Source organism: Streptomyces sp. NRRL S-244 (assembly GCF_000717915.1).
Taxonomy (GTDB): domain Bacteria; phylum Actinomycetota; class Actinomycetes; order Streptomycetales; family Streptomycetaceae; genus Streptomyces.
This window is the reverse complement of record NZ_JOCX01000002.1, coordinates 16457-39090: the sequence shown is the minus strand read 5'-3', so window position 1 is coordinate 39090 and position 22634 is coordinate 16457. Positions and strand designations below refer to the sequence as shown.

The 22634-nt window shown below is 70.6% G+C and carries 22 protein-coding genes; 2 read left to right on the top strand and 20 right to left on the bottom strand.

From position 1 onward, the window contains the following. Nucleotides 1-79: 79 nt before the first annotated feature. Nucleotides 80-409, bottom strand: a complete 330-nt coding sequence (gene fdxA / locus IF02_RS0102420; protein ID WP_030153420.1) for a ferredoxin — start codon at nt 407-409, stop codon at nt 80-82. 117 nt (nt 410-526) lie between these two features. Between fdxA and IF02_RS0102415 the strand changes: the two genes are divergently transcribed. After that, complete coding sequence (locus IF02_RS0102415; RefSeq protein WP_037835380.1) at nt 527-1543, top strand: GNAT family N-acetyltransferase; 1017 nt, start codon at nt 527-529, stop codon at nt 1541-1543. Then, the gene (locus IF02_RS0102410; RefSeq protein ID WP_030153417.1) at nt 1540-2331 is read left to right on the top strand and encodes a transglutaminase-like domain-containing protein; all 792 of its coding nucleotides are present in this window, start codon (nt 1540-1542) and stop codon (nt 2329-2331) included. The genes IF02_RS0102415 and IF02_RS0102410 overlap by 4 nt, the downstream gene beginning before the upstream one ends. A 52-nt stretch (nt 2332-2383) precedes the next feature. Here IF02_RS0102410 and IF02_RS0102405 read toward each other — a convergent pair whose 3' ends face one another. The 19 genes from IF02_RS0102405 to IF02_RS0102315 all read right to left on the bottom strand — a co-directional run bounded on the left by IF02_RS0102405 (nt 2384) and on the right by IF02_RS0102315 (nt 22576). Next, nucleotides 2384-3004, bottom strand: a complete 621-nt coding sequence (locus tag IF02_RS0102405; protein WP_030153415.1) for a response regulator transcription factor — start codon at nt 3002-3004, stop codon at nt 2384-2386. Beyond that, a complete protein-coding gene (locus IF02_RS0102400) occupies nt 3001-4176 on the bottom strand; it encodes a sensor histidine kinase (protein ID WP_078621850.1) in 1176 nt (391 codons plus the stop codon). The genes IF02_RS0102405 and IF02_RS0102400 overlap by 4 nt, the downstream gene beginning before the upstream one ends. 62 nt (nt 4177-4238) lie before the next feature. Further along, entirely contained in the window at nt 4239-4994 is a 756-nt protein-coding gene (locus tag IF02_RS0102395) for an ABC transporter permease (protein WP_030153411.1), read from the bottom strand. Further along, on the bottom strand, nt 4994-5950 hold the full coding sequence (locus IF02_RS0102390) for an ABC transporter ATP-binding protein (protein WP_030153409.1): 957 nt from the start codon (nt 5948-5950) through the stop codon (nt 4994-4996). The genes IF02_RS0102395 and IF02_RS0102390 overlap by 1 nt, the downstream gene beginning before the upstream one ends. Nucleotides 5951-6141: 191 nt before the next feature. Beyond that, nucleotides 6142-8100, bottom strand: a complete 1959-nt coding sequence (locus tag IF02_RS33435) for a hypothetical protein (RefSeq protein WP_030153407.1) — start codon at nt 8098-8100, stop codon at nt 6142-6144. Between the two features lie 205 nt (nt 8101-8305). Further along, nucleotides 8306-8689 carry a DUF6113 family protein gene (locus IF02_RS0102380; protein ID WP_030153405.1) on the bottom strand — a complete coding sequence of 128 codons (384 nt, stop codon included), beginning with the start codon at nt 8687-8689 and terminating at the stop codon, nt 8306-8308. Beyond that, a complete protein-coding gene (mshB, locus tag IF02_RS0102375) occupies nt 8686-9612 on the bottom strand; it encodes an N-acetyl-1-D-myo-inositol-2-amino-2-deoxy-alpha-D-glucopyranoside deacetylase (protein ID WP_030153403.1) in 927 nt (308 codons plus the stop codon). Before mshB ends, IF02_RS0102380 begins: the two co-directional genes overlap by 4 nt. Before the next feature lie 32 nt (nt 9613-9644). Next, nucleotides 9645-9839 (bottom strand): hypothetical protein, encoded by a 195-nt coding sequence (locus IF02_RS0102370; protein ID WP_030153401.1) that lies wholly within the window; start codon nt 9837-9839, stop codon nt 9645-9647. Nucleotides 9840-10150: 311 nt separating this feature from the next. Further along, nucleotides 10151-11182, bottom strand: coding sequence for an ABC transporter ATP-binding protein (locus IF02_RS0102365; RefSeq protein WP_030153399.1), 1032 nt, complete (start codon nt 11180-11182; stop codon nt 10151-10153). Then, a complete protein-coding gene (locus IF02_RS0102360; RefSeq protein ID WP_030153397.1) occupies nt 11175-12149 on the bottom strand; it encodes an ABC transporter ATP-binding protein in 975 nt (324 codons plus the stop codon). The genes IF02_RS0102365 and IF02_RS0102360 overlap by 8 nt, the downstream gene beginning before the upstream one ends. Before the next feature lie 12 nt (nt 12150-12161). Continuing rightward, nucleotides 12162-13163, bottom strand: a complete 1002-nt coding sequence (locus IF02_RS0102355) for an ABC transporter permease (protein WP_051695547.1) — start codon at nt 13161-13163, stop codon at nt 12162-12164. Beyond that, nucleotides 13156-14079: an ABC transporter permease gene (locus IF02_RS0102350; RefSeq protein WP_030153394.1), complete on the bottom strand. Its 924-nt coding sequence runs from the start codon at nt 14077-14079 to the stop codon at nt 13156-13158. The genes IF02_RS0102355 and IF02_RS0102350 overlap by 8 nt, the downstream gene beginning before the upstream one ends. Nucleotides 14080-14109: 30 nt before the next feature. After that, nucleotides 14110-15738, bottom strand: a complete 1629-nt coding sequence (locus tag IF02_RS0102345; protein ID WP_030153392.1) for a peptide ABC transporter substrate-binding protein — start codon at nt 15736-15738, stop codon at nt 14110-14112. A gap of 106 nt (nt 15739-15844) precedes the next feature. Beyond that, nucleotides 15845-16810 carry a GNAT family N-acetyltransferase gene (locus IF02_RS0102340; RefSeq protein ID WP_078621821.1) on the bottom strand — a complete coding sequence of 322 codons (966 nt, stop codon included), beginning with the start codon at nt 16808-16810 and terminating at the stop codon, nt 15845-15847. A gap of 66 nt (nt 16811-16876) precedes the next feature. After that, nucleotides 16877-18496 (bottom strand): peptide ABC transporter substrate-binding protein, encoded by a 1620-nt coding sequence (locus IF02_RS0102335; protein WP_030153389.1) that lies wholly within the window; start codon nt 18494-18496, stop codon nt 16877-16879. Between the two features lie 95 nt (nt 18497-18591). After that, nucleotides 18592-19644 carry an ABC transporter ATP-binding protein gene (locus IF02_RS0102330; protein WP_030153387.1) on the bottom strand — a complete coding sequence of 351 codons (1053 nt, stop codon included), beginning with the start codon at nt 19642-19644 and terminating at the stop codon, nt 18592-18594. Further along, nucleotides 19637-20683, bottom strand: coding sequence for an ABC transporter ATP-binding protein (locus tag IF02_RS0102325; protein ID WP_420708086.1), 1047 nt, complete (start codon nt 20681-20683; stop codon nt 19637-19639). The genes IF02_RS0102330 and IF02_RS0102325 overlap by 8 nt, the downstream gene beginning before the upstream one ends. A 20-nt stretch (nt 20684-20703) precedes the next feature. Continuing rightward, nucleotides 20704-21651 carry an ABC transporter permease gene (locus IF02_RS0102320; protein WP_030153382.1) on the bottom strand — a complete coding sequence of 316 codons (948 nt, stop codon included), beginning with the start codon at nt 21649-21651 and terminating at the stop codon, nt 20704-20706. Continuing rightward, a complete protein-coding gene (locus IF02_RS0102315; protein WP_030153381.1) occupies nt 21644-22576 on the bottom strand; it encodes an ABC transporter permease in 933 nt (310 codons plus the stop codon). The genes IF02_RS0102320 and IF02_RS0102315 overlap by 8 nt, the downstream gene beginning before the upstream one ends. Between the last annotated feature and the right edge of the window lie 58 nt (nt 22577-22634).

Sequence of the window (22634 nt, the reverse complement as noted above, 5' to 3'; positions counted from 1 at the left end):
GTGCGGGCAAACGGCTCGGTCCCGCGCGGCACGGGGGCCGTACGGGACCGAGGGACGGCTCTGGCGGTACCGGCCGTCGTCAGTGACTCGCGTTGATGTCCGCCGGTTGCGCCGCGACGAACGGGTGATCACGCTCGATCAGGCCCAGCTTGGAGGCACCACCGGGCGAACCGAGCTCGTCGAAGAACTCGACGTTCGCCTTGTAGTAGTCCTTCCACTCTTCCGGAGTGTCGTCCTCGTAGAAGATGGCCTCGACCGGGCAGACCGGCTCACACGCACCACAGTCGACGCACTCGTCCGGGTGGATGTACAAGGACCGCTGGCCCTCGTAGATGCAGTCGACGGGGCACTCTTCGATGCATGCCTTGTCCTTGACGTCGACACAAGGCTCCGCGATGACGTAGGTCACGCTCTCGTTCCTCCTCGGTAGGGCTTTCCATATCGCGCGGGAGCGCGGCGTCGTCGATGCCCACGCCTAGTATCTCCGTTCCCGGGCACGATCCGAACAGGAGGGGCGGACAGAGCTGTGGAAATCACTGCCGGTGGGCTGCTGGAGATCCGTATTACCCCGGCTGACGTGGGTAAACGAGTCTCTATACGACGGGTCGAGAGCGGGGCGGACAAGGCGCCGTCGTTCACTGACACGGTAGGGGTTCTCACATCCTGGGACCAAGGTGTGCTGACGATCACACGAAAGAGCGGCGAGTCCGTCCGCATCTTGGAATCGTCGCTGGTGGCGGGCAAGATCGTGCCCCCGGCACCGGCCCGGCGGCGGGGTCCCGCGGCCTCTTTCGAGGAGCTGGCGCGGGTCGGCGCGCGGGCCTGGCAGCCGCTGGAGAGCGAGCCGCTGGGCGAGTGGACGCTGCGGGCGGCCGGCGGCTTCACCCGGCGGGCCAATTCCGTGCTGCCGCTCGGCGACCCCGGGGTCCCGCTGGACGAAGCACTCGCGCGAGTGACGGCCTGGTACGCGGAACGTGAACTTCCGGCGTACGTGCAGACGGCCACGGGCGCGGTCGGCACCCAGGAGCTGCTGGGCGCGGAGCTGGAGCGCCGGGGCTGGGTGAACGAGGTGTCGGCCCAGGTCCGGATCGCGGCGCTGGCGCCGATCGCGGACGTGGACACCGGTGCCACCGACTCCGGGGTACGGCTGACCCGCGCCCCGGACGAGGAGTGGCTCGGGATGTACGGGCGGGTCAAGGACCCGGAGGTGGCCCGGCGGGTGCTGGTCGCGGGGCCCTCGGTGTGGTTCGCGACGCTGCCCGGGCGGGCGATCGGGCGGCTGGTGGTGGACGGCCGGTGGGCCGGCTTCGCGGCGGTCGAGGTCGACCCGGAGCACCGGCGCGGGGGCCTGGGCACGGCGGTGATGGCGGTACTGGCCCGGCGGGCGCTGGAGGAGGGCGCGTCGGCGGCGTGGCTCCAGGTGGAGGCGGACAACGCGGGTGCGCTGGCGCTGTACGACGGGCTGGGCTTTGCGACGCACCACGCGTACCACCACTTCCGGTCCCGGGCGGAGACGGCCCCGGCCGCGGGGGCCGCGCGATGAGCGCGGAGTCCCGGGCGCGGTTCGCGGAGGAGGCCCGCTCGGAGCGGCCGGACCTGGCCCTGCTGTGCCTGCTGCTGGCCGCGGAGGCGGATCCGGAGCTGGACGAGCGGGCCATGGACTGGGCGCAGATCGAGCTGGACCGGCTGGCGGGGATGCTGCCGTACGGGCTGCGCGGCGGGAAGGCCTGGGCCTCGGCGGTGACGGAGCTGCTGGGCGGCAGGATGGGCTTCCACGGCACGCCCGCGGACTACGACCGGCTGTCGTCCTCGCTGCTGCACGAGGTGCTGCGGCGGCGCCGGGGCCTGCCGATCCTCCTGTCCGTCGTCTGGCTGGAGGTCGCGCGGCGCGCGGGTGCGCCGGTGTACGGGCTGGGGCTGCCGGGACACTTCGTGGTGGGGTTCGGGGATCCGGACGAGGGGCTGGTGGTGGACCCGTTCGCCGGGGGCGCCTCGCTGGGGGCCGGGCCCGCGGAGCAGGCGGCCGAGCCGCGGACGCCCGCGCGGACGCTGGACATCGTCCTGCGGATCCTGAACAACATCAGGGCGTGGGCGTCGGCGCGGCCGGAGCACTCGGGGGTGGCGCTGTGGGCGCTGGAGCTGTCGCTGCTGCTGCCCTCGCATCCGGCGTCCTTGCGGTACGAGCGGGCGAAGCTGCTGGTCGAGCGGGGGGAGTTCGCGTTCGGCGCCGCCGAGATGGAGTCCTACGCGCAGGTGGTCGATGCGATCGATCCGCCGGCCGCGGCGCGGATCCGCGGCGAGGCCCTGTCGGCCAGGGCCCTGCTGAACTGACCGGCCCGGGGCGGGCGCCGCGGCGCGGGGCCGGATCGGCTCCGGCCGGCCCCTACAGCCAGCCCTTCTCGCGGGCCGTGCGGACGGCTTCCGCGCGGTTGCGGGCAGCCAGCTTCTGGATCGCCGTCGAGAGGTAGTTGCGGATCGTGCCCTGGGAGAGGTGGAGGCGGGCCGCGAGTTCGGCGTTCGTGGCGCCGTCTTCGGCGGCGCGCAGGACCTCCCGTTCGCGGTCCGTCAGCGGGTTCGCGCCTTCCGCCAGGGCCGCCGCCGCCAGGGTGGGGTCGATGACGCGCTCGCCCGCAAGGACCTTGCGCACCGCATCGGCCAGTTGCGCGGCCGGGGCGTCCTTGACCAGGAACGCCGATGCCCCCGCCTCCATCGCGCCGCGCAGGTAGCCGGGGCGGCCGAAGGTGGTCAGGACGACGATCTTGAGCTCCGGGACCGCGGTCCGCAGGGCCGCCGCCGCCTCGATGCCCGTCATGCCCGGCATCTCGATGTCGAGCAGCGCGACGTTCACGTCGTGCGCCCGGGCCGCCGGCACCACCTCGTCGCCGCGGGCGACTTGGGCCAGCACCTCGATGTCCGGCTCCAGTCCGAGGAGGGCCGCGAGGGCTTCCCGGACCATGGACTGGTCCTCCGCCAGGAGGATCCGGATGGGGCGTGTGCTGCTCATGATCCCGATCCTAGGGGGATGCGGGCCAGCAGGCGGAAGCCCTTCTTGCCCGTCTGTCCGGCCGACAGGGTGCCGCCGACCGCCTCCAGGCGTTCCGTCAGGCCCGTCAGCCCGTTGCCCGCCTGCGCCGGTCCGCCCCCGCCGTCGTCGGCGACCGACAGCTCCACCACCCGTCCGGCCAGGGTCTGCCGGGTCTCCAGCCGGACGGTGCACCGCTGCGCCCCGCTGTGCCGGACCACGTTCGTCACCGCCTCGCGCAGCGACCAGGCCAGCGCCGACTCCACCTCCTCGGGGAGGTCCTCCACCGGCTCCACCGGCTCCGCCGGGAGGTCCGCCACCACGCCCGCCGCCGCCAGCGCCGTGCGGGCGCCCGCCAGTTCGCCGGGCAGGGTCGGCCGCCGGTAGCCGCTCACGGCCTCCCGTACGTCGACCAGCGCCTGCCGGCTGACCTGCTCGATGTCGGCCACCTGCCGGGCCGCCTGCTCGGGGTGCTCCGGCAGCATGCGCCCCGCCAGCTCGCTCTTGAGCGTGATCAGGGACAGCGAGTGGCCGAGGAGGTCGTGCAGGTCCCGGGCCATCCTCAGCCGCTCCTCGTTCGCCGCGAGCTGCGCCACCGTGGCCCGCGCCTCGCGCAGTTCCATCGTCGTGCGGATCATCGCGCGGATGCCGACCATCGCGAACCCGCCCATCAGGGCCGGGATCAGCAGCCCGGCCAGGTACTCGTCGCCGCCCGGCACCGCGAAGGCCGTCAGCGCGAGCAGGACGGTGGCGCCGGGCACCGTGAACCGGGAGATCTCCCCCGGCAGCGCGGCGCCGGAGGCGATCGCCACGTAGACGAAGAGGACGAGCCATTCGCGGCCCAGGGCCAGCGACAGGATCGTGGCCTGCGCGGAGAGGACCGCCACCGAGAGCAGTACGCGCCGCACCTGGGTCTGCCGGGCGGTGCGGAAGACCAGGACCAGGTACCAGGCGACGAAGGCCACGAGGCCCAGGCCGCCGAGCAGCCGGGCCCCGAGGCTGTGTCCGCCGCTGACCAGGTCGGTGACGGGGGCGCTGAGGTAGAACAGCCAGACGCTGATCCACAGCGACTTCACGACCCTCTGCCGGCGGTTCTCGGGGCGGGCCCCGATCCGGGGGCCGCCCTTCGTCCCCATCAGACCGGTCTCGGTCATCGGCTCCGCCGCGCCGGTTCCACCGGTCGTCCCCGTCGCACCCATCACGCTCGTCACACCCGTCACGCCTTCAGCGAGTCCTTGCGGTACAGCCATGCGGCGGCACCGGTGAACAGTACGAAGTACACCGCCAGGATCGCCACGTCCTTCAGGTGGGGCGCGCCCCCGAGCTCGATGGCCTGGCCGAGGCCCGCGTACGCCCGGGTCGGCAGCCATTCGCAGATGTTCTGCAGCCACTGGGGGAAGTTCGCGGTCGGCATCCACAGGCCGCCGAGGATCGACAGGCCGAAGTAGAACAGCATCGTGATCGGGCGGACGGTGTCCCCGCTCGCCAGGTAGCCGATCGCCACGCCGAGGGCGGCGAAGACGAGGCTGCCGGCCCAGATGGAACCGGTCAGGGCGAGCCACTGCCAGGCGTCGAACCGTACGCCCTTGACGAGCGCGGCGACCGCGAACACGACCAGGATGGCGGGCAGCGAGAGCACGCCCGCGCTGGCGGTCTTGCCGAGGACGTAGCCGCGGCCGGGCAGCGCGGTCAGCCGCAGCTGGCGGACCCAGCCCTTCTCGCGCTCCTTGGCGATGCGCTCGCTGTTGCCCATCAGGACGGCGGTCAGGGCGCCGAAGGAGGCCATGGCGACCATGTAGAAGGCGGGCATGGTCAGTTCGGTGCCCATGACCTTCGTGGTGCCGTTCAGGGTGCCGCCGAGCATCAGGAACAGCGCGGCCGGGTAGAGGACCGTGAAGAACAGGTACTTCTTGTTGCGCAGGGCGCGGCTGATCTCGAGCTTGATGAGCTGGAGCGTTCCGGTGGTCGGCATTACTTGGCCTCCTCGGCCTCGGTGAGGGCGATGAAGGCCTGCTCCAGGCCCAGCCCGGCGACTTCCAGGTTCCGGGGGTAGAGCCCCAGCGCGTACACGGCGTGGACGGTGGCGTCGGCGTCGCGCGACTGCAGCCGGACCGTGTCGCCGTGGCGCTCGTACGCCGTCAGGTACGGGAGGGCGCGCAGCGCCGTCTCGTCCACGGGGGCGTCCGCGGCCAGGTCGAAGGCGATCCGGCGGGCGCCGGCCTTGGCCTTGATCTCGGCGGCGGTGCCGTCGGCGAGCAGCCGGCCCTTGTTGAGGACCAGGACGCGGTCGGCGATCGCGTCGGCCTCTTCGAGGTAGTGGGTGGCGAACAGGACCGTGCGGCCCTGGGCGGCCTGCTCCCGCATCGTGGCCCAGAAGGCCTGGCGGGAGGTGACGTCCATGCCGGTGGTCGGCTCGTCGAGGACGATCAGGTCGTTCCGTCCGGCCGTGGCGAGGGCGAAGCGCACGCGCTGCTCCTGGCCGCCGGAGAGCTTGTTGACCACGCGGTCGGCGATCTCGCCGATCCCGGCGCGGTCGAGCACCTCCTCGACCGGGTAGCGGCGGGGGTGCAGGGCGCAGCCGAGGGCGACGATCTCCCGTACGGTCACGTCCTCCATCAGGCCGCCGCTCTGGAGCATCGCGCCGACCCGGCCGGCCGCGATGGCCTCGCGGGGGGTGGTGCCGAAGAGCCGGACGGTGCCGGAATCGGCGGGGCGCAGGCCCAGCAGCAGGTCGAGGGTGGAGGACTTGCCGGCGCCGTTGGGGCCGAGCAGGGCGACGGTCTCACCGGGGTGGAGTTCCAGGGAGAGGCCGTCGACCGCGCGGACCGCGCCGTAGCTCTTGGTCACGTTCTGGAAGGCCACCACCGGGCCGGCGCCGGAGCCGGTGTCCTTCGCGGCGGTGGTGTGCGCCGAGGTCGTCGTCGTCATGACCGAAGATTCCCTCGTACGGGGGTGTGCGCGGCAGTGTCTGCGGTCGTGACTGGTGGATGACAGATGTCATGCGGCCGGCATGACGGGCGCTGCGCCCGGGCCGGCCGGGCCGACCGGCCGGGCCGGCGGCGGACAGGGCGGAGCCCCCGCCCGAGAGGTCGGACGGGGGCTCTTCGCAAGCCGGTTCGCTAGCTGCCGTTGGTGTTGATCGTGACCGTCCGCTCGGCCGCGGTCTTGCCGCGCAGCGCCTGGCGCAGTGCGCCGACGACGTCCTGCGGGGTGACCGCGGTCTTCTCGCCCGTGCCGCGCGTGATCAGGACGCCGTCGAAGGCGTTCCCGTACGTGGCCTTGAGCGCTTCCAGGTCGTACTTCTCGGTCAGGTGCCCGTCCACGACCTGCATGCTGAGGATCTTGGGCAGGGATTTGGCGCCGAACGGGAGGGACTTGCCGCCCGCCTTGACGGTGGCCACGCCGGACATCGCGGGCTCGGCGAACTCCTTCATGGCCCGGTCCAGTTCGGCCTGGTCCACGACCGGGTTCTTGGTGGTGACCGGGAGTTCGACCGGGGCGGCCTTGCCGGTGGAGACCAGCTCGCGGAAGGCCTTCTTGACCAGATCGGCGGAGGCGCCCGCGTCCAGGGTGGTGCCGGGCTTGCCGGGGACGGCGACGGCCTTGCCGGTGTCGAAGGTGATGGTGCCCTCGGTGGCGGTGCCGGCGGTGCCGGCCAGCTCCTGGAGCGCGACCTGGAGCTTCTCCTCGTCGACCGGCAACTCGGCTTCCGCGATGCGCTCGTTGCCGAGGAGCGAGCCGATGACCGTGAGGGGGTTGTAGTCGCTGCCCGCCGCGTTGCGGACGGTGGTCTGGGCGTCCAGGCTCAGGCCGGCCTTCTCGGGCTTGAGCTCGACCTGCTTGCCGCCGACGGTGAGCGCGAGCGGGGAGGCGGCGCGGTTGCCGAAGGCCGTCTGGAGCTTGCCGACGGCCTCGTCGCGGCTGCCGCCGATGTCGACGCCCATGACGGTGGTGCCCTTGGGGACGTCGGAGTGGTTGAGGAGCAGCCCGGCGCCGTAGGCCACGCCGAGCAGGGCGATGAGGCCGCCGCCGAGGAGGACCAGCTTGGAGCGGCCCTTCTTGACCTTGGTCGGCGTCATGGAGGAGGCCGGCTTCGGGCGGGCGGGGGCGGCCGCCGCCTGGACGGGGACCGGCTTCGGGACCGGCGTCGGGACCGGGCCCTGACCGCCCGGACCGCCCGGACCGGGCATCGGCGGGAACGGGTCGTCCAGCTCGGGTCCGGGCCAGCGGGGGGCCTCGGCGCCGCGGGGGGCGCCGACCGGGACGGAGCCGAGCGCGGGGCCGCCGGTGGGGCCCGCGGGGGCGCCGGTACCGACCGGGCCGCCGTACGCGGGGAACGCCTCGGTGGCGGGGCCGCCGTCGGTGTCGCCGTAACCGGAGTGCCCCAGGGGCGTGCCGACGCCGGGGCCGCCGGGCATCCGGGGAGCGGGCGGTGCCTGCGGGCCGGGGCCCGGGCCGTAGCCGGGGCCGGCCGGTGCGCCCGTACGGGGACCCGGGCCGGCCGGGCGGCCCGGTGCGAAGCCGGCCCCCGGGCCGGGCGGCACCGGGCCGGGACCGGCCGGCGTACGGGTGGGCAGCACGGGCGCGGGGCCCGCCGCTGCCGGGGTACGGGTCGGCAGCGCCGGGGCCGGAGCCGCGGCGGGCGCGGGCGCCGGGGCCGCCGACTTGCGGGGGGCGAACCAGTTGCTGGCCGCCTCCTCGGGCTCGGCGGCGGGCGCGCTCCCGGCGGGCTCCGCCGCGGGCTGCCCGGCGACGGCGGCGGGCTCGGCCGCGGCCTCCGGCTCCGGTTCGGCGGCGGCCGCCACCGGCGTGCGTACGACCACCGGCGGGATCGGCCGCGAACCCGGGATGTTGATCCGGATCCGGGTCGTCAGGGTGGTCTCGGTCTTCGGCCCGTCGGTGTCGGGCGTGGACGGGTTCGAGGTCACAGGGTTCTCCTCCGAGGCAGTCGCCGCGCCAGGCCCAGGCACAGGCAGGGACGGGTTCCGGCCGGTTCCGTACGGCGGTGTACCCGAGGGGTAAGCGGCTCCACCGCGCCCCTGGGGCCCGGAGGACGAACTGTCGGTTTCACGACTCAAGGCAGGTTCTCCCGGTTGGCTCCGCCGCCCGCGTGCCGTGCGCGGGCAGCTCGGCGGCCCGACCACCATACTGGCCGCCGCCCTCGCGCAACTGTCCTAGGGGAATCAGGGGTTCCCCTTCAACCCCCTCGCGCCCCCTCCGAGCAGCCCGCCGACCCCCGCCCAACCCCCGTGAACGCACACCCCGACCGAGTTCAACGGCACGTCACTTGCCGGACCGCGCGGCCGAAACCGGCCCGTCGAACGGGCCGCGCAGCGTGGCACACATCACAGCCAGCACCGCCCCGCCCAAAAGGTAGGCGTACATACCGATTGCGGACGAACCGAGCAGGAAGTCCCCCTCCGGGCGCGGCATGCTCAGCACCACATACGCGAGGAACCAGCCGAGCGCTCCGGCGCCCACCCCGAGCCCGGTCCCGACGGCGATCCGGCCGCCGAGGAACAGCCCGAAGAGGGCCAGCAGGCCCAGCAGCAGCCCGCCGGGGAACCACAGGTCCACGACGAGCCAGCCGGCGGCGCCGGTCAGCAGGCCGGCGGCCAACAGGCCGAGCAGGGTGGCGATCCGCCCGGGGGTCAGGGTGCCGGTCACGCGTCCACCCCCGCGAACAGGTCGTGCTCGCGCTCGCCCGCCGGGGCGCCCGGCCGGCCGGCGACCAGTTCGTAGTACTCGCGGGCGAACAGCGGCTGCGCGAGGTCGTTGGAGAGCGCGAAGAAGGGCCCGTCCACGGCGATCTGGGTGGCGTGGGCGCGCATCGCGGCCGCCTTGGCCGCCACGAACGCCTCGTCGGCCCCGATCTCGGCGGTGATCCGGTCATCGGCGATGACCCCGGGCACGTCGTCCGGCGAAGCCAGCCCCGGGAAGGGCGCCTTGGGGTCCCCCTCGGCCACCGCCGGGGGGTGCTCCCGCGCCGCCTTCAGCCGGGCGAAGCCCTCCTCGACCACCGAGCGCGGCACCCGGTTCCAGTAGATCTTGCCGATCCGCCACGGGTCGCCGAGGTCCCGGCGGTAGGCGGCCTCCGCGGCCAGCTCCGCGCCGCGCGTGGCGACCCGGTGGGCCTGGATGTGGTCGGGGTGCCCGTAGCCGCCGTCGGGGTCGTACGTGACGAGCACCTGCGGGCGGACCTCGCGGATGACCTCGACGAGGTGGGCGGCGGCCTCGTCCACGTCGGTGGACCAGAAGGACCCGGGCCGCAGGTTCTGCTCGGCGCCCATCATCCCGGAGTCCCGGAAGCGGCCGGGGCCGCCGAGGAACCGGTGGTCGGTGACGCCGAGTTCCGCCATCGCGGCGGCGAGCTCGCCGATGCGGTGGGGGCCCAGGGTGTCGTCGCGGTCGGGCGCCAGGTGCGCGAGCCCGGGCGGGATGACCTCGCCCTCCTCACCGAGGGTGCAGGTCACGAGCGTGACGTGGGCACCCTCGGCCGCGTACTTGGCCATGGTGACGCCGTTGTTGATCGACTCGTCGTCCGGGTGCGCGTGCACCAGGAGCAGCCGACGGGCGGGAAGACCGTTCATGGGGCCAAGACTACGATCAAGCGGCGGGCGGCCTACAGCTTGAGGCCGCTGATCATGCTGGCCACGTTCGTGGTCAGCTGGCTGAGGGTCGGCGCGATCGTCGAACTCGCCAAGTAGAACCCGAGGAGCACACAGACAGCGGCGTGGCCCGCCTTCAGGCCCGACCGGCGGACCAGCAGGAAGACGACGATCGCCAGCAGCACCACGGCCGAGATCGAGAGTGCCACGGCGTTTCACCTCCACGTCGAGCGGACATCGGTACGCGTACTCGTACTCAGTGCTCGGCGGAGTACATACCCACCGTGCGCTACGGATCATAACTATCCGTACCAGCGCATCGATCGAATTCCGGCAGCACGAGGGGCGCACGCCGCGCATGCGCAGGGTCACGGGGGAGGCCGGCCGGGGAGTCTGTACGCCTCCCCGGCCGGCTGTCGGCACCCGCACGGCCGCACGGGACCCAGGCTGCACGCCCCAGATCTCGGGACAGAAACGGTCAAGTTGCCTGCGCGTAAACCGGGTTGGCGGGAAGGTGACCCTAACGGAGCGAATCCGCGCGGGGTGGCCGGATTTCGACTGCGAAATGACAGGCCGAGGGATGGGCCGCCGGACCGGACGGAAAGGCCTCCGGAACGGCCAGCAGCGGGACCTCGTCCGTGCAGCGCTGCTGCGCCTTCCAGCAGCGGGTGCGGAACGGGCAGCCGGACGGCGGATTGGCCGGGGAGGGCACGTCGCCGGTCAGGATGATCCGCTCGCGGTGGGCGCGGGCCCGCGGGTCCGGGACGGGCACGGCCGACAGCAGGGCCTGGGTGTACGGGTGGGTGGGGTGGTCGTAGATCTGCGTGTCGGTGCCGATCTCCACCACCCGGCCCAGGTACATCACGCCGACCCGGTCGGAGATGTGCCGCACGATCGAGAGGTCGTGCGCGATGAACACGTACGACAGCTCGAACTCGTTCTGGAGGCGCTCCAGGAGGTTGATCACCTGGGCCTGGACGGAGACGTCGAGCGCGGAGACCGGCTCGTCCGCCACGATGACCTCCGGCCGCAGCGCGAGTCCGCGGGCGATGCCGATGCGCTGGCGCTGGCCGCCGGAGAACTGGTGCGGGTACCGGTTGATGTACTCGGGGTTGAGCCCGACCACGTCGAGGAGTTCCTGGACCTTGCGGCGCCGGTCGCCCTTGGGAGCCACCTCGGGGTGGATGTCGTACGGCTCCCCGATAATGTCGCCGACCGTCATGCGCGGGTTCAGCGAGGTGTACGGGTCCTGGAACACCATCTGGATGTTGCGGCGGACGGCCTTGAGGGCCCTGCCGGACAGCTTGGTGATGTCCTCGCCCTTGTACGAGATCGCCCCGGCCGTCGGGCGTTCCAGGTTGACCAGCATCTTGGCGACGGTGGACTTGCCGCAGCCGGACTCGCCGACGATGCCGAGCGTTTCGCCGCGCGCGAGGCCGAAGGAGACCCCGTCGACCGCCTTGACCGCGCCGACCTGCTTCTTGAACAGGATGCCCTGGGTCAGCGGGTAGTGCTTGACGAGGTCCTTGACCTCCAGGATGGGCTCAGCCACCGAGGCACTCCTTCCAGAAGAAGCACGCGCTCGTGCGGTCCGCGCCCACCTGCGCGAGCGGCGGGACGTCGGTGCGGCAGACCGCCTGGGCCATCGGGCAGCGCGGGTTGAAGGCGCAGCCGGGCGGGATGGCCAGCAGGTTCGGCGGCAGGCCCTTGATCGCGTACAGCTCCTGGCCCTTCTGGTCGAGGCGCGGGATGGAGTCGAGCAGGCCGCGGGTGTACGGGTGGGCGGGAGCGGCGTAGATCTCGTGGACGGGGGCCGCCTCGACGATCCGGCCCGCGTACATGACGGCGATCTTGTCGGCTACGTCGGCGACCACACCGAGGTCGTGGGTGATGAGGATGAGCCCCATGTTGAGCTCGCGCTGGAGCTCCGCGAGCAGGTCCATCACCTGGGCCTGGACGGTCACGTCCAGGGCCGTCGTCGGCTCGTCCGCGATGATCAGGGAGGGCTCCAGGGCCAGCGCCATCGCGATCATGATGCGCTGGCGCATGCCGCCCGAGAACTGGTGCGGGTAGTCCCCCACCCGTTCCCGCGCCGCCGGGATCTTCACCCGGTCCATCAGCTCGACGGCCTTGGCCTTGGCGTCCTTGCGGGACATCCCGCGGTGGACCTCGTACATCTCGCCGAGCTGGGCGCCCACGCTGAGGACCGGGTTCAGGGAGGACAGGGCGTCCTGGAAGATCATCGCCATGTCGGCGCCGCGGATCTTCCGCCGCTCCTCCTCCTTCATCTTCAGCAGGTCCTTGCCCTTGAAGAGGATCTCGCCGCCCGCGATCCGCCCGGGCGGGATGTCGAGGATGCCCATCACGGCCTGCGCGGTCACCGATTTGCCCGAGCCGGACTCGCCGAGCACGGCGAGCGTCTCGCCCTCGTCCACCGAGTAGTTGACGCCGTTGACGGCCTTGGCGACTCCGTCCCGCGTACGGAACTCCACATGGAGGTCGCGGACTTCGAGCAGCATGGTGCCCACTCCTCAGCGCAGTTTGGGGTCGAGGGCGTCGCGGGCCGCGTCGCCGAGCATGATGAACGCGAGCACGGTCAGGCTCAGCGCGCCCGCGGGCCAGAGCAGCATGTGCGGGGCGTTGCGGATCTGCGAGGCCGCGTTGGAGATGTCGATGCCCCAGGAGACGGTGGGCGGGCGCAGGCCGACGCCGAGGAAGGACAGGGTGGCCTCCAGGGCGATGTACGTGCCCAGGGCGATGGTGGCGACGACGATGACGGGGGCGATGGCGTTGGGCGCCACGTGCCGCAGCAGCATCCGGCCGTTGCCGGCGCCGAGGGCCCGGGCGGCCTGGACGTAGTCGTTCTGTTTGGCGGTGATGACGGAGCCGCGGCCGATGCGGGCGATCTGCGGCCAGCCGAGGAGCACGATGAAGCCGACGACCGGCCAGACGGTGGTGCTGGTGACCACGGAGAGGAAGACCAGGCCGCCGAGGACGACGGGGATGCCGAAGAAGATGTCCGCGACCCGGGAGAGCAGCGAGTCGCCCCAGCCGCCGAAGAACCCGGCGAGCCCGCCGAGCACCGCGCCGAGCAGGGTCGCGCCGAGGGTGGCGCAGACGCCGACGGTGATGGAGGCGCGGGCTCCGTAGACGGTGCGGGTGTAGACGTCGCAGCCCTGGGTGTCGTAACCGAAGGGGTGGCCGGGCGAGGAACCCTGCTGGGACTTGGACAGGTCGCACTGGAGCGGGTCGCCGCCGGCGATGAGCTGCGGCCAGATCGCGATGATCACGAGGAACAGGATCATCAGCGAGGAGATGATGAAGACGGGGTTGCGGCGCAGTTGGTGCCAGGCGTCGGACCACAGGGAGCGGGCCCTCTCCTGGGGACCGGTGGGCGCGTCGCCGAGCGGCTTCTCCAGGCTCTCGGCCTCGTCGAGCGCGAGATCCATGGGACCGCCCTGGCCGGTGGGGGCGATGGCCTCCCCCTTTCCGGGTTCCAGTGGGTCGTAGGCGGGCTCGCTGGGCTCAGGCATAACGGATCCTCGGGTCCAGGACCGCGTAGAGCAGGTCGACGAGCAGGTTCGCCAGCAGGAAGACGATGACGAGGATGGTCACGAAGCCGACCACCGTCGGGGAGTTGTTGCGCAGGATGCCCTGGTAGAGCTGGTATCCGACGCCGTGGATGTTGAAGATCCGCTCGGTGACGATGGCGCCGCCCATCAGGGCGCCGATGTCGGTGCCGATGAAGGTGACGACGGGGATGAGCGAGTTGCGCAGCAGGTGGCGGGTGACGACGCGGCGCCGCGGGAGGCCCTTGGCGACGGCGGTGCGCACGTAGTCGGCCTTGACGTTCTCGGCGATGGAGGTGCGCGAGAGCCGGGTGACGTACGCGAGGGAGACCAGCGCGAGCACGATGCCGGGCAGGATCAGCTCGTTGAGGGGGGCGTCCGGGGAGACGGTGGGCCGGACCCAGCCCCATTTGACGCCGAAGAGGTACTGGAGCAGATAGCCCGTCACGAACGTCGGCACGGAGATGACCACGAGGGTGAGCACCAGTACGGAGGTGTCGACGGACTTGCCGCGGCGCAGCCCGCTGACCACGCCGAGGGTGATGCCGATGACGATCTCGAAGAAGATCGCGACGACGGTCAGGCGCAGGGTGACGGGGAAGGCCGAGGCCATCAGCTCGGTGACGGGCTGGCCGTTGAAGGCCGTGCCGAAGTCGCCCTGGAAGATCTGGCCCATGTAGTGGAGGTACTGCTCCCACAGGGGCCGGTCGAGGTAGAGGTCCTTGCGGATGCGCGCGGCGGTGGCGGGGTCGGGCGCCTTGTCGCCGAAGAGGGCGGCGACCGGGTCGCCGAGCGCGTACACCATGAAGAAGATCAGGAACGTGCTGCCGATGAACACCGGGATCATCTGGAGCAGCCGCCGGATCACGTAACGTCCCATGGACTGCTCCAGGATCGATCCGACTGGGGGTCAGCTGACCTTGATCTCGTTGTAGACGGGGACGCTGAACTGGTTGAGCGCCACGTCCGTGAGCCGCTCGGCGTAGCCCGCGCTGCCGTTCTGGTACCAGAGCGGGATGGAGGGCATCTGCGCGGCGAGGATCTTCTCGGAGTCCTGGAACTTCGCGATGGCCTTGGCCGCGTCGCTCTCCTGGTTGGCCTCGTCGACGAGCTTGTCGAACTCCGGGTTGCTGAACTTCCCGTAGTTGGAGGAGGCGCCGGTGTAGTAGAGCGGCTGGAGGAAGTTCTGGATCAGCGGGTAGTCAGCCTGCCAGCCGGAGCGGAAGGGGCCGGTCAGCTTGAAGGAGCTCTGCTGGTTGCGGAAGTCGGCGAAGGTGCCGATCGGGTTGACCGTGCAGACCGGGCCCTCGCCGATCGCGTTGTTGATGCTGTTGCAGACGGCGTCCATCCAGTCGCGGTGCGAGCCGGTGTCCACGTTGGACGTCAGCGTGACCTTGCCGCCGGGGAGCCCGCCGGCGTCCTGGATGAGCTTCTTGGCCGCGGCCGGGTCGTACTTGCAGGCGTCGCCGCAGAGCGTGGCGTTGAAGCCGCCCTTCTCGCCGAGGGCCGGCGAGGTCCAGTCCTTGGCCGGGGTGCGGGTCTCGCGGAAGATCTGCTTGGTGATCTCGTCGCGGTTGATCGCCATGGAGATGCCGCGGCGGACGTTCTCCATGCCCTCCTTGCTCCACTGCGGGTCGTACAGCGGGAAGGTGAGGGTCTGGATGATGAGGGCCGGCTGGTTGATGTACCGGTCACCGAGGTCGTTCTTGACGTTCTTCAGCTGCTGCGCGGGGATGTCGTCGACGAGGTCGAGGTTGCCGGAGATCAGGTCCGTGTAGGCGGTGTTGTTGTCGGTGTAGACCTTGAGGTCGACGCCGCTGTTCTGCGCCTTGTCCTCGCCCGGGTAGCCGTCCCAGGTGCGCAGCTTCATGCCGGTGCCCTTGGTGTACGAGTCCACCGTGTACGGTCCGTTGCCGATCGGCTTGTTCAGCCAGCCGGCGTGGTCGGTGAAGAAGGCCTTGGGCAGCGGGGAGAAGGCCTGGTAGCCGAGGGTCTCGGGCCAGGTGGAGAACTTGTTCTTCAGGGCAACGGTGAAGGTCTTGGGGTTCTTGACGACCAGTCCGGACATCGTCTTGGCCTTGGGCTCACCGGAGGCGGGGTGGACGTCCTCGTAGCCGACGATGTTGGAGAAGAACGGCGAGTTGTTCTGCTTGTTGCGCACGTCCGCGCCGTAGTTCCAGGCGTCCACGAAGGACTGCGCGGTGACCGCCTCGTCGTTGCTGAACTTCCAGCCGTCCTTCAGCGTGACGGTGAAGTTCTGGCTGTCGGTCGTCTCGATCTTTTCGGCGAGCATGTTCTCGGCCGCGCCGGTCTTCGGGTCGTACCGCTTGAGGCCCCGGAAGATCATGTCGAGGACCTTGCCGCCCTGCACCTCGTTGGTGTTGGCCGGCTCCAGAGGGTTCTGCGGGTCACCCCAGGAGGAGCTGACGATTCCCGCGCCACCGCCGCCTCCGCCGCTGTCGCTACCGCCGCAGGCCGTCGCCGCGAGGGCGACGGCCATCGCACATGCGGCCCACTTGGCGTGGGTGGCTCCGCGCATGGAGTGCCTCCTTGGCTCCCAAGACTCACTTAGGGCCCAATGTCACCCTATGTGGGGGCCGGATCGGTCGTGGTTGGACCGATTGCACCCTCGCGTCCCGCGCCTGTCACCCGCCCGAGTGCAAACTCAGCTCCCAGGTGTCCACCGCGTAGTGCAGGGTCATGCCGTGCGCCTCGTACAGCGCGAGCGCGCCGGTCGCGTTGCGGGTGTCCACGCCGAGGCCCAGGGTGTCCCGCCCGCGGGCCGCGTAGGCGGCGAAGGCGTGGCGCAGCAGGAAGCCGCCGATGCCGCGGCCGCGCAGGTCGGCGCGGACGCCGAGGTGGCCCAGCCAGGCCATGCTGGTGCGGTCGTCGCGGGTCAGCAGGACGCCCACGTCTCCGGCGCCGGGCAGGCTCGCGATCCAGACCAGCGACCAGTCGAGGGTGCGGGCGCCGAGGTGGTCCAGCCACGCCTCGTACGGGCGGTGCACATGGCCGAAGTGGGCGGAGAAGGTCTCCTCGACCAGGGCGTGGACCCGGCGGCGGTCGGCCTCGTCGGCGGCGCAGTCGCGCAGGACGAGTCCCCCGGGAGGGGCGGGCGGCAGGTCGGCGGCGGGGGACAGCGCCCGGGTCATCACCTGGTAGCGGCGTACGGACCGGTAGCCGCGGCCGGGCAGCACGTCGGCGTCGAGGACGGGCTTCACGTTGAGCTGGAGCCTCAAGACGGCGTTCCCCGCCCCGGCGGTGAGCTCGCGGGCCCGGATCTCCATCAGCTCCAGCAGCCGGACGGCGGCTTCGCGGTGGCCGGGCAGCACGTAGTGCTCGGAGTCGACCCTGCCGGGCCCGGAGTCGGCCCACACCTGGGCGTAGGCCACGAGCCGGCCCCCCTCGAAGGCCAGCCAGGAGTCCTTGGCCAGGTCGGTGTCGGGGTGGTGGAGGTCGGCCTCGACGGCGGCGAGGTCGCTCTCCGGTCTGCCGATCTCGATGAGGTCGACGGCGTTGAGCAGGGCGCAGATGTCGGACGCGTCCCCGGGCCCGGCGGGCCGTACGGTCAGCGTGCTCCGGCTCCGGCGGGCGTACGGTGTCGCGGTCACCCGCCCACTGTCCGCCCGTCGGCGGCGCCCCCGCAACTCACTTTCGGCGCGGCCCCCGGCGGTGTGTCAGTTGAGCTCGACGTGCGCCAGGTCCATGCGGCCCTGTGCGTCGACCCCGACGTTCTTCACGGTCTTGGAGTAGGCCACCGCCGACATGTAGGTGAAGACGGGGATGTACGGGAGGTCCCTGATGACGATGTCGTCGGCCTGCTGGTAGAGCTTCAGGCTCTCGGCCGGGTCGGTCGCCCGGTCGGCCGCGGCGAGGACGGCCTCGAACTCGTCGTTGCCGTAGCGCCCGAAGTTGGAGCCGTTCGCGATGGCCTCCTTGGAGAAGACCGGGCGCAGGTAGTTCTCGGCCGCCGGGTAGTCCATGGCCCAGCCCATGCGGAAGGCGCCCTTGAACTTCTGCGACTTCACGTCGTCGATCAGGGCGGCGGAGCTCTGGTACTGCTTGGCGGTCACCTCGATGCCGAGGTTCGCCTTCAGCTGCGCGGCGACGGCCTCGATCCACTCCTTGTGGCCGCCGTCTTCGTTGTAGCCGAGCTCCAGCCTGTTGCCCGGTATGCCGCCGGCCTGCTGGAACAGTGCCTTCGCCTTGGTCGGGTTGTACGTACCGGCCTCGCCCAGGGCTCCCCTGCGGTAGCCGGGGACGATCGGGCTGATGAAGTCGTCGGCCGGTTTGCGGGTGCCCTGGAAGACTTTCTTCGAGATGGCCTCGCGGTCGATGGCCATCGAGATCGCCTTGCGGATATCGGCCTTGCCGAAGGCCTCGGGGTTGGCCTCCAGCGGGAAGCCGAGGTAGCCGACGGAGGCTTCCGGCTTGTAGATGTAGCGGTCGCCGAACTCCTCGGAGACGGTGGCGAGCGCGGAGACCGGCAGCTTGTCGGTGATCTGCAGGGCGTTCTTGTGCAGGTCGTTGTAGGCGGTGTCCAGGTTGTCGTAGATCTTGAAGGTCACGGCGTCGAGCTTGGCGCGGCCCTCGGCCGGGTACTTGTCGTACTTCTTGACCTTGATCTGCTTGTGGTGCTCCCACGTGCCGTCCATGCGGAACGGGCCATTCCCGATCGGGGCCTCGCCGAACCCCTTCGGGTCGGCCTCGAACGCCTTGGGCAGCGGGTAGAAGGCGTCGTACCCCAGCATGGTCCTGAACTGCGAGAACGGTGCCTTCAGGGTGACGGTGAAGGTCCTGTCGTCGATGACCCGCAGGCCGCTCAGCTCCTTGGCGGTGGGCGTCCTGCCCTTGCCCGGGGCCAGCTCCTGCGAGCCCTCGATCTTCGAGAAGAAGCCCATCGACTCGGCGGTGTTCTCCTGGTTGGCACCCCAGTTCCAGGCCCGGACGAAGGACTGTGCGTCGACCTTCTCGCCGTTGTGGAAGGTGTACCCGTCCTTGATCCTGATCGTCCAGGTCTTCGAGTCCGTGGTGTCGACGGACTCGGCGATCGCCAGCTTGGGCTCGTTGGTCTTGGTGTCGTACGCGACCAGGCCCGTGAACAGCGCGTGGAGGACTTCGGCCCCCTCGGTCTCGGCGGTCTCCTGCCCCACCAGCCCGTGCTGCGGCTCGCCGAGGACCACGGTGATGTGCCCGCCGGTCCTGCCGGCCTTCGCGTCCTCGCCGGGGCCGCACGCCGTGGCGGCCATCGCCACGACGACGGCACCGACGATCCACTGGGCGCTCGCTGTGCGCATGGGTGGTTGCCTCCTCGGGAGTCGCTTTCGGTGGGCGGGAAAACCGTACGGGGCCCAGCCGGGATCGGCTGGGCCCCGTACGGTTTCCGGCGGGATCAGACGGCCAGGACGGCCTTCTCCTCCGCGAAGTGGCACGCCGACTCGTGCGCGGCCAGGGAGTTCACGCCCTGGAAGCGCGTCGGGATCGCCAGCACCGGCTCCTCCGTGGAGCAGCGCTCCTCGGCCTTCCAGCAGCGGGTGCGGAAGCGGCAGCCCGACGGCGGGTTGGCCGGGGAGGGGACGTCACCGGTGAGGATGATCCGCTCGCGGCCCTCGCGCGCCTCCGGGTCCGGGACCGGGACGGCCGACAGCAGCGCCTGGGTGTACGGGTGCGTCGGGTGGTCGTAGATCTGGGCGTCGGTGCCGATCTCGGCCAGCTTGCCCAGGTACATGACGCCCACGCGGTCCGAGATGTGCCGGACGATCGAGAGGTCGTGCGCGATGAAGATGTAGGAGAGGTTGAACTCCTCCTGCAGCTTCTCCATCAGGTTGATGACCTGCGCCTGCACCGACACGTCGAGCGCGGAGACCGGCTCGTCGCAGATGATGATCTCCGGGTTGAGCGCGAGGCCGCGGGCGATGCCGATGCGCTGGCGCTGGCCGCCGGAGAACTGGTGCGGGTAGCGGTTGATGTACTCCGGGTTGAGGCCCACGACGTCCAGGAGCTCCTGGACCTTGCGGCGCCGGTCGCCCTTGGGAGCCACCTCGGGGTGGATCTCGTAGGTCTCCCCGATGATGTCGCCGACCGTCATGCGCGGGTTCAGCGAGGTGTACGGGTCCTGGAACACCATCTGGATGTTGCGGCGGACGGCCTTCAGCGCGCGCCCGGACAGCTTGGTGATGTCCTGGCCCTTGTAGAAGACCTCGCCCGCGGTGGCCCGCTCCAGGTTCATCAGCAGCTTGGCGACGGTGGACTTGCCACAGCCGGACTCGCCGACGATGCCCAGCGTCTCGCCCTGGTACAGGTCGAAGCTGACGCCGTCGACGGCCTTGACCGCGCCGACCTGCTTCTTGAACAGGATGCCCTGGGTCAGCGGGAAGTGCTTGACCAGGTTGCGGACCTGGAGGATCGGCTCGCGCTCGGGGGCGTTCTTGGTGAGCTCAGCCATGGAGCTGCTCCTTCCAGAAGTGGCAGGCGCTGGCGCGGCCGGGCAGCTCGGAGCCGTCCTGCTCGCTGACCACCTGGAGCAGGGGCACGTCGGTACGGCAGATGTCCTGCGCGACGGTGCAGCGCGGGTTGAACGAGCAGCCGGTCGGCAGCCGCAGGAGGTTGGGCGGCAGGCCCTTGATCGCGAAGAGGTCCTGGCCCTTCTGGTCCAGGCGCGGGATCGAGTCCAGCAGACCGCGGGTGTACGGGTGCGCCGGGCGCTTGTAGATCTCGTGCACCGGGGCCGTCTCGACGATCCGGCCGGCGTACATGACCGCGATCTTGTCCGCGACGTCGGCGACGACGCCGAGGTCGTGGGTGATCAGGATCAGGCCCATGTTGAGCTCGCGCTGGAGCTCCGCGAGCAGGTCCATGACCTGGGCCTGGACGGTCACGTCGAGGGCCGTGGTCGGCTCGTCGGCGATGATCAGGTCCGGCTCCAGCGCGATCGCCATGGCGATCATGATGCGCTGGCGCATACCGCCGGAGAAGTGGTGCGGGTAGTCGTCCACACGCTCCTTCGCCGCCGGGATCTTGACCTTGTCCATCAGCTCGATGGCCTTGAGGCGGGCTTCCTTCTTCGACAGGCCCTGGTGGACGCGGAACATCTCGCCCAGCTGGTAGCCGACGGTGAGCACCGGGTTCAGCGAGGAGAGCGCGTCCTGGAAGATCATGGCGATCTTCCGGCCGCGCAGCTTGCGCCGCTCCTCGAAGCTCATCTTGAGCATGTCCTGGCCACGGAAGAAGATCTCGCCCTGCGGGATCTTGCCGGGCGGCATGTCGAGGATGCCCATGATGGCCTGCGCCGTCACGGACTTGCCCGAGCCGGACTCGCCGAGGACGGCGAGGGTCTCGCCGGCGCTCACGCTGTAGTTGACGCCGTTGACGGCCTTGGCCACGCCGTCGCGGGTGTGGAACTCGACGTGCAGGTCGCGCACTTCGAGGAGCGGGCTCTGCGGGTTCCCGTCACGCGGGGAGGGAACAGTGCTGGTGTTGTCCATGGTGATCACGTACGCCCTCCTCAGCGCAGCTTGGGGTCGAGGGCGTTGCGGACCGCTTCGCCGAGCATGATGAAGGCGAGCACGGTCACGCTGAGCATGATCGACGGGTAGAGCAGGATGTGCTCGGCCACGCGGATCTGAGCGGCACCGGCCGAGATGTCCACACCCCACGAGATGGTCGGGGACGCGAGGCCCAGACCCAGGTAGGACAGGGTCGCCTCGGCGCCGACGTAGCCGCCCAGCGCGATCGTGGACACCACGATCACGGGAGCCATGGCGTTCGGCAGGACGTGCCGGAACAGGATCCGGGTCGTGCCGGCGCCCAGCGCCTTCGCGGCGTGCACGTAGTCGGCCTGCTTCACGGTGATGACCGAACCGCGCATGACGCGGGTGATCTGCGTCCAGCCCAGGAAGGCCAGGGCGAAGACGACCGTCCACACCGTGCGCTTGGTGAAGGCCTGGAGGACGACCATCGAGCCGAGCAGGAACGGGATGCCGAAGAAGATGTCGGTGATGCGGGAGATGATCGCGTCCGTGATGCCACCGAAGTAGCCGGAGATCATGCCCGTGATCGAGCCGACGACGGTCACGATCAGCGTCACGGCGACGGCGACGATGATCGAGGCGCGGGTGCCGTAGATCAGGCGGGCGTACACGCTGCGGCCCTGGCCGTCGTACCCGAACCAGTCGGGCGAACCTATCTGGCCCAGCTCCGGCTTGGTCAGGAAGTGGTGCACCAGGTCGCCCTTGGTGGGGTCGGCGCTGGTGAACAGGCCCGGGAAGGCGGCGATCAGCAGGAGCAGGAAGATCAGCACCGACGACACGAGGAAGTACGGGTTGCGACGCAGGTCGGCCCAGGCGTCGCCCCACAGACTGCGGGGCTTCTCGTGGGTGACGGGTGCGATCGCGTCGACGGGGGCGAGAGCGCCCTCGGTCGAAAGGGCTTCGGTCTTGGTCATGTCAGGCATACCGGATCCTCGGGTCCAGGACCGCGTAGAGGAGGTCGACGAGAAGGCTGGCGACGAGGTAGACCACGACGAGGACGGTGACGACACCGACGACGGTGAGGCCTTCGCGGCGGATGATCGAGTCGTAGATCAGACCACCGACGCCCTTGACGTTGAAGATGCCCTCGGTGACGACGGCGCCGCCCATGAGGGCGCCGATGTCGGTACCCAGGAAGGTCACGACGGGGATCATCGAGTTGCGCATCAGGTGCACACCGATGACGCGGCGCTTCGGGAGGCCCTTGGCGACGGCGGTGCGCACGTAGTCGGCGCGCAGGTTCTCGGCCATCGACGTGCGGGTCAGGCGGGCCACATAGGCGAGGGACAGCGAGCCGAGCACGATGGCCGGCGTCAGCAGTTCGCCCCACGTCTCGTTGTTGCTGACGTTGGGTTCGATCCAGCCGAGCTGGAAGGCGAACACCGTCTTGATGATGAAGCCGAGCACGAAGACCGGCATCGAGATGATCAGCAGCGTCAGGATCAGGACCAGGTTGTCCGCCAGCTTGCCGGCCTTGAGGCCGGCGACGATGCCGAGGCCGAGGCCCACGACCATCTCGATGGCGAACGCCAGGAGGGCCAGGCGGAGCGTGACCGGGAAGGCGCTACCGAGGACGTCCGTGATCTCACGTCCGCTTCGGATCTGCTTGCCGAAGTCGAAGTGGAACAGGATGTCCGAGATGTAGTTCCAGTACTGCTGCAGGATCGGCAGGTCCAGACCGTGCTCGTGCCGGAGTGCGGCCAGCGTGGCGGGGTCTGTGCCCTTGTCGCCGAAGAGTCCGGCCACGGGGTCGCCGGGCAGGCTGTAGACCATAAAGAAGATGAGCAGGGTCGTCCCGAAGAAGACCGGGATCATCTGGAGCAGTCGTCGTGCGACATAGCGCCCCATCATGCCTCCGTAGAAGATGCGGCAGAGGCAGCCGGACGGGCCCTTTCGCCACGCACGC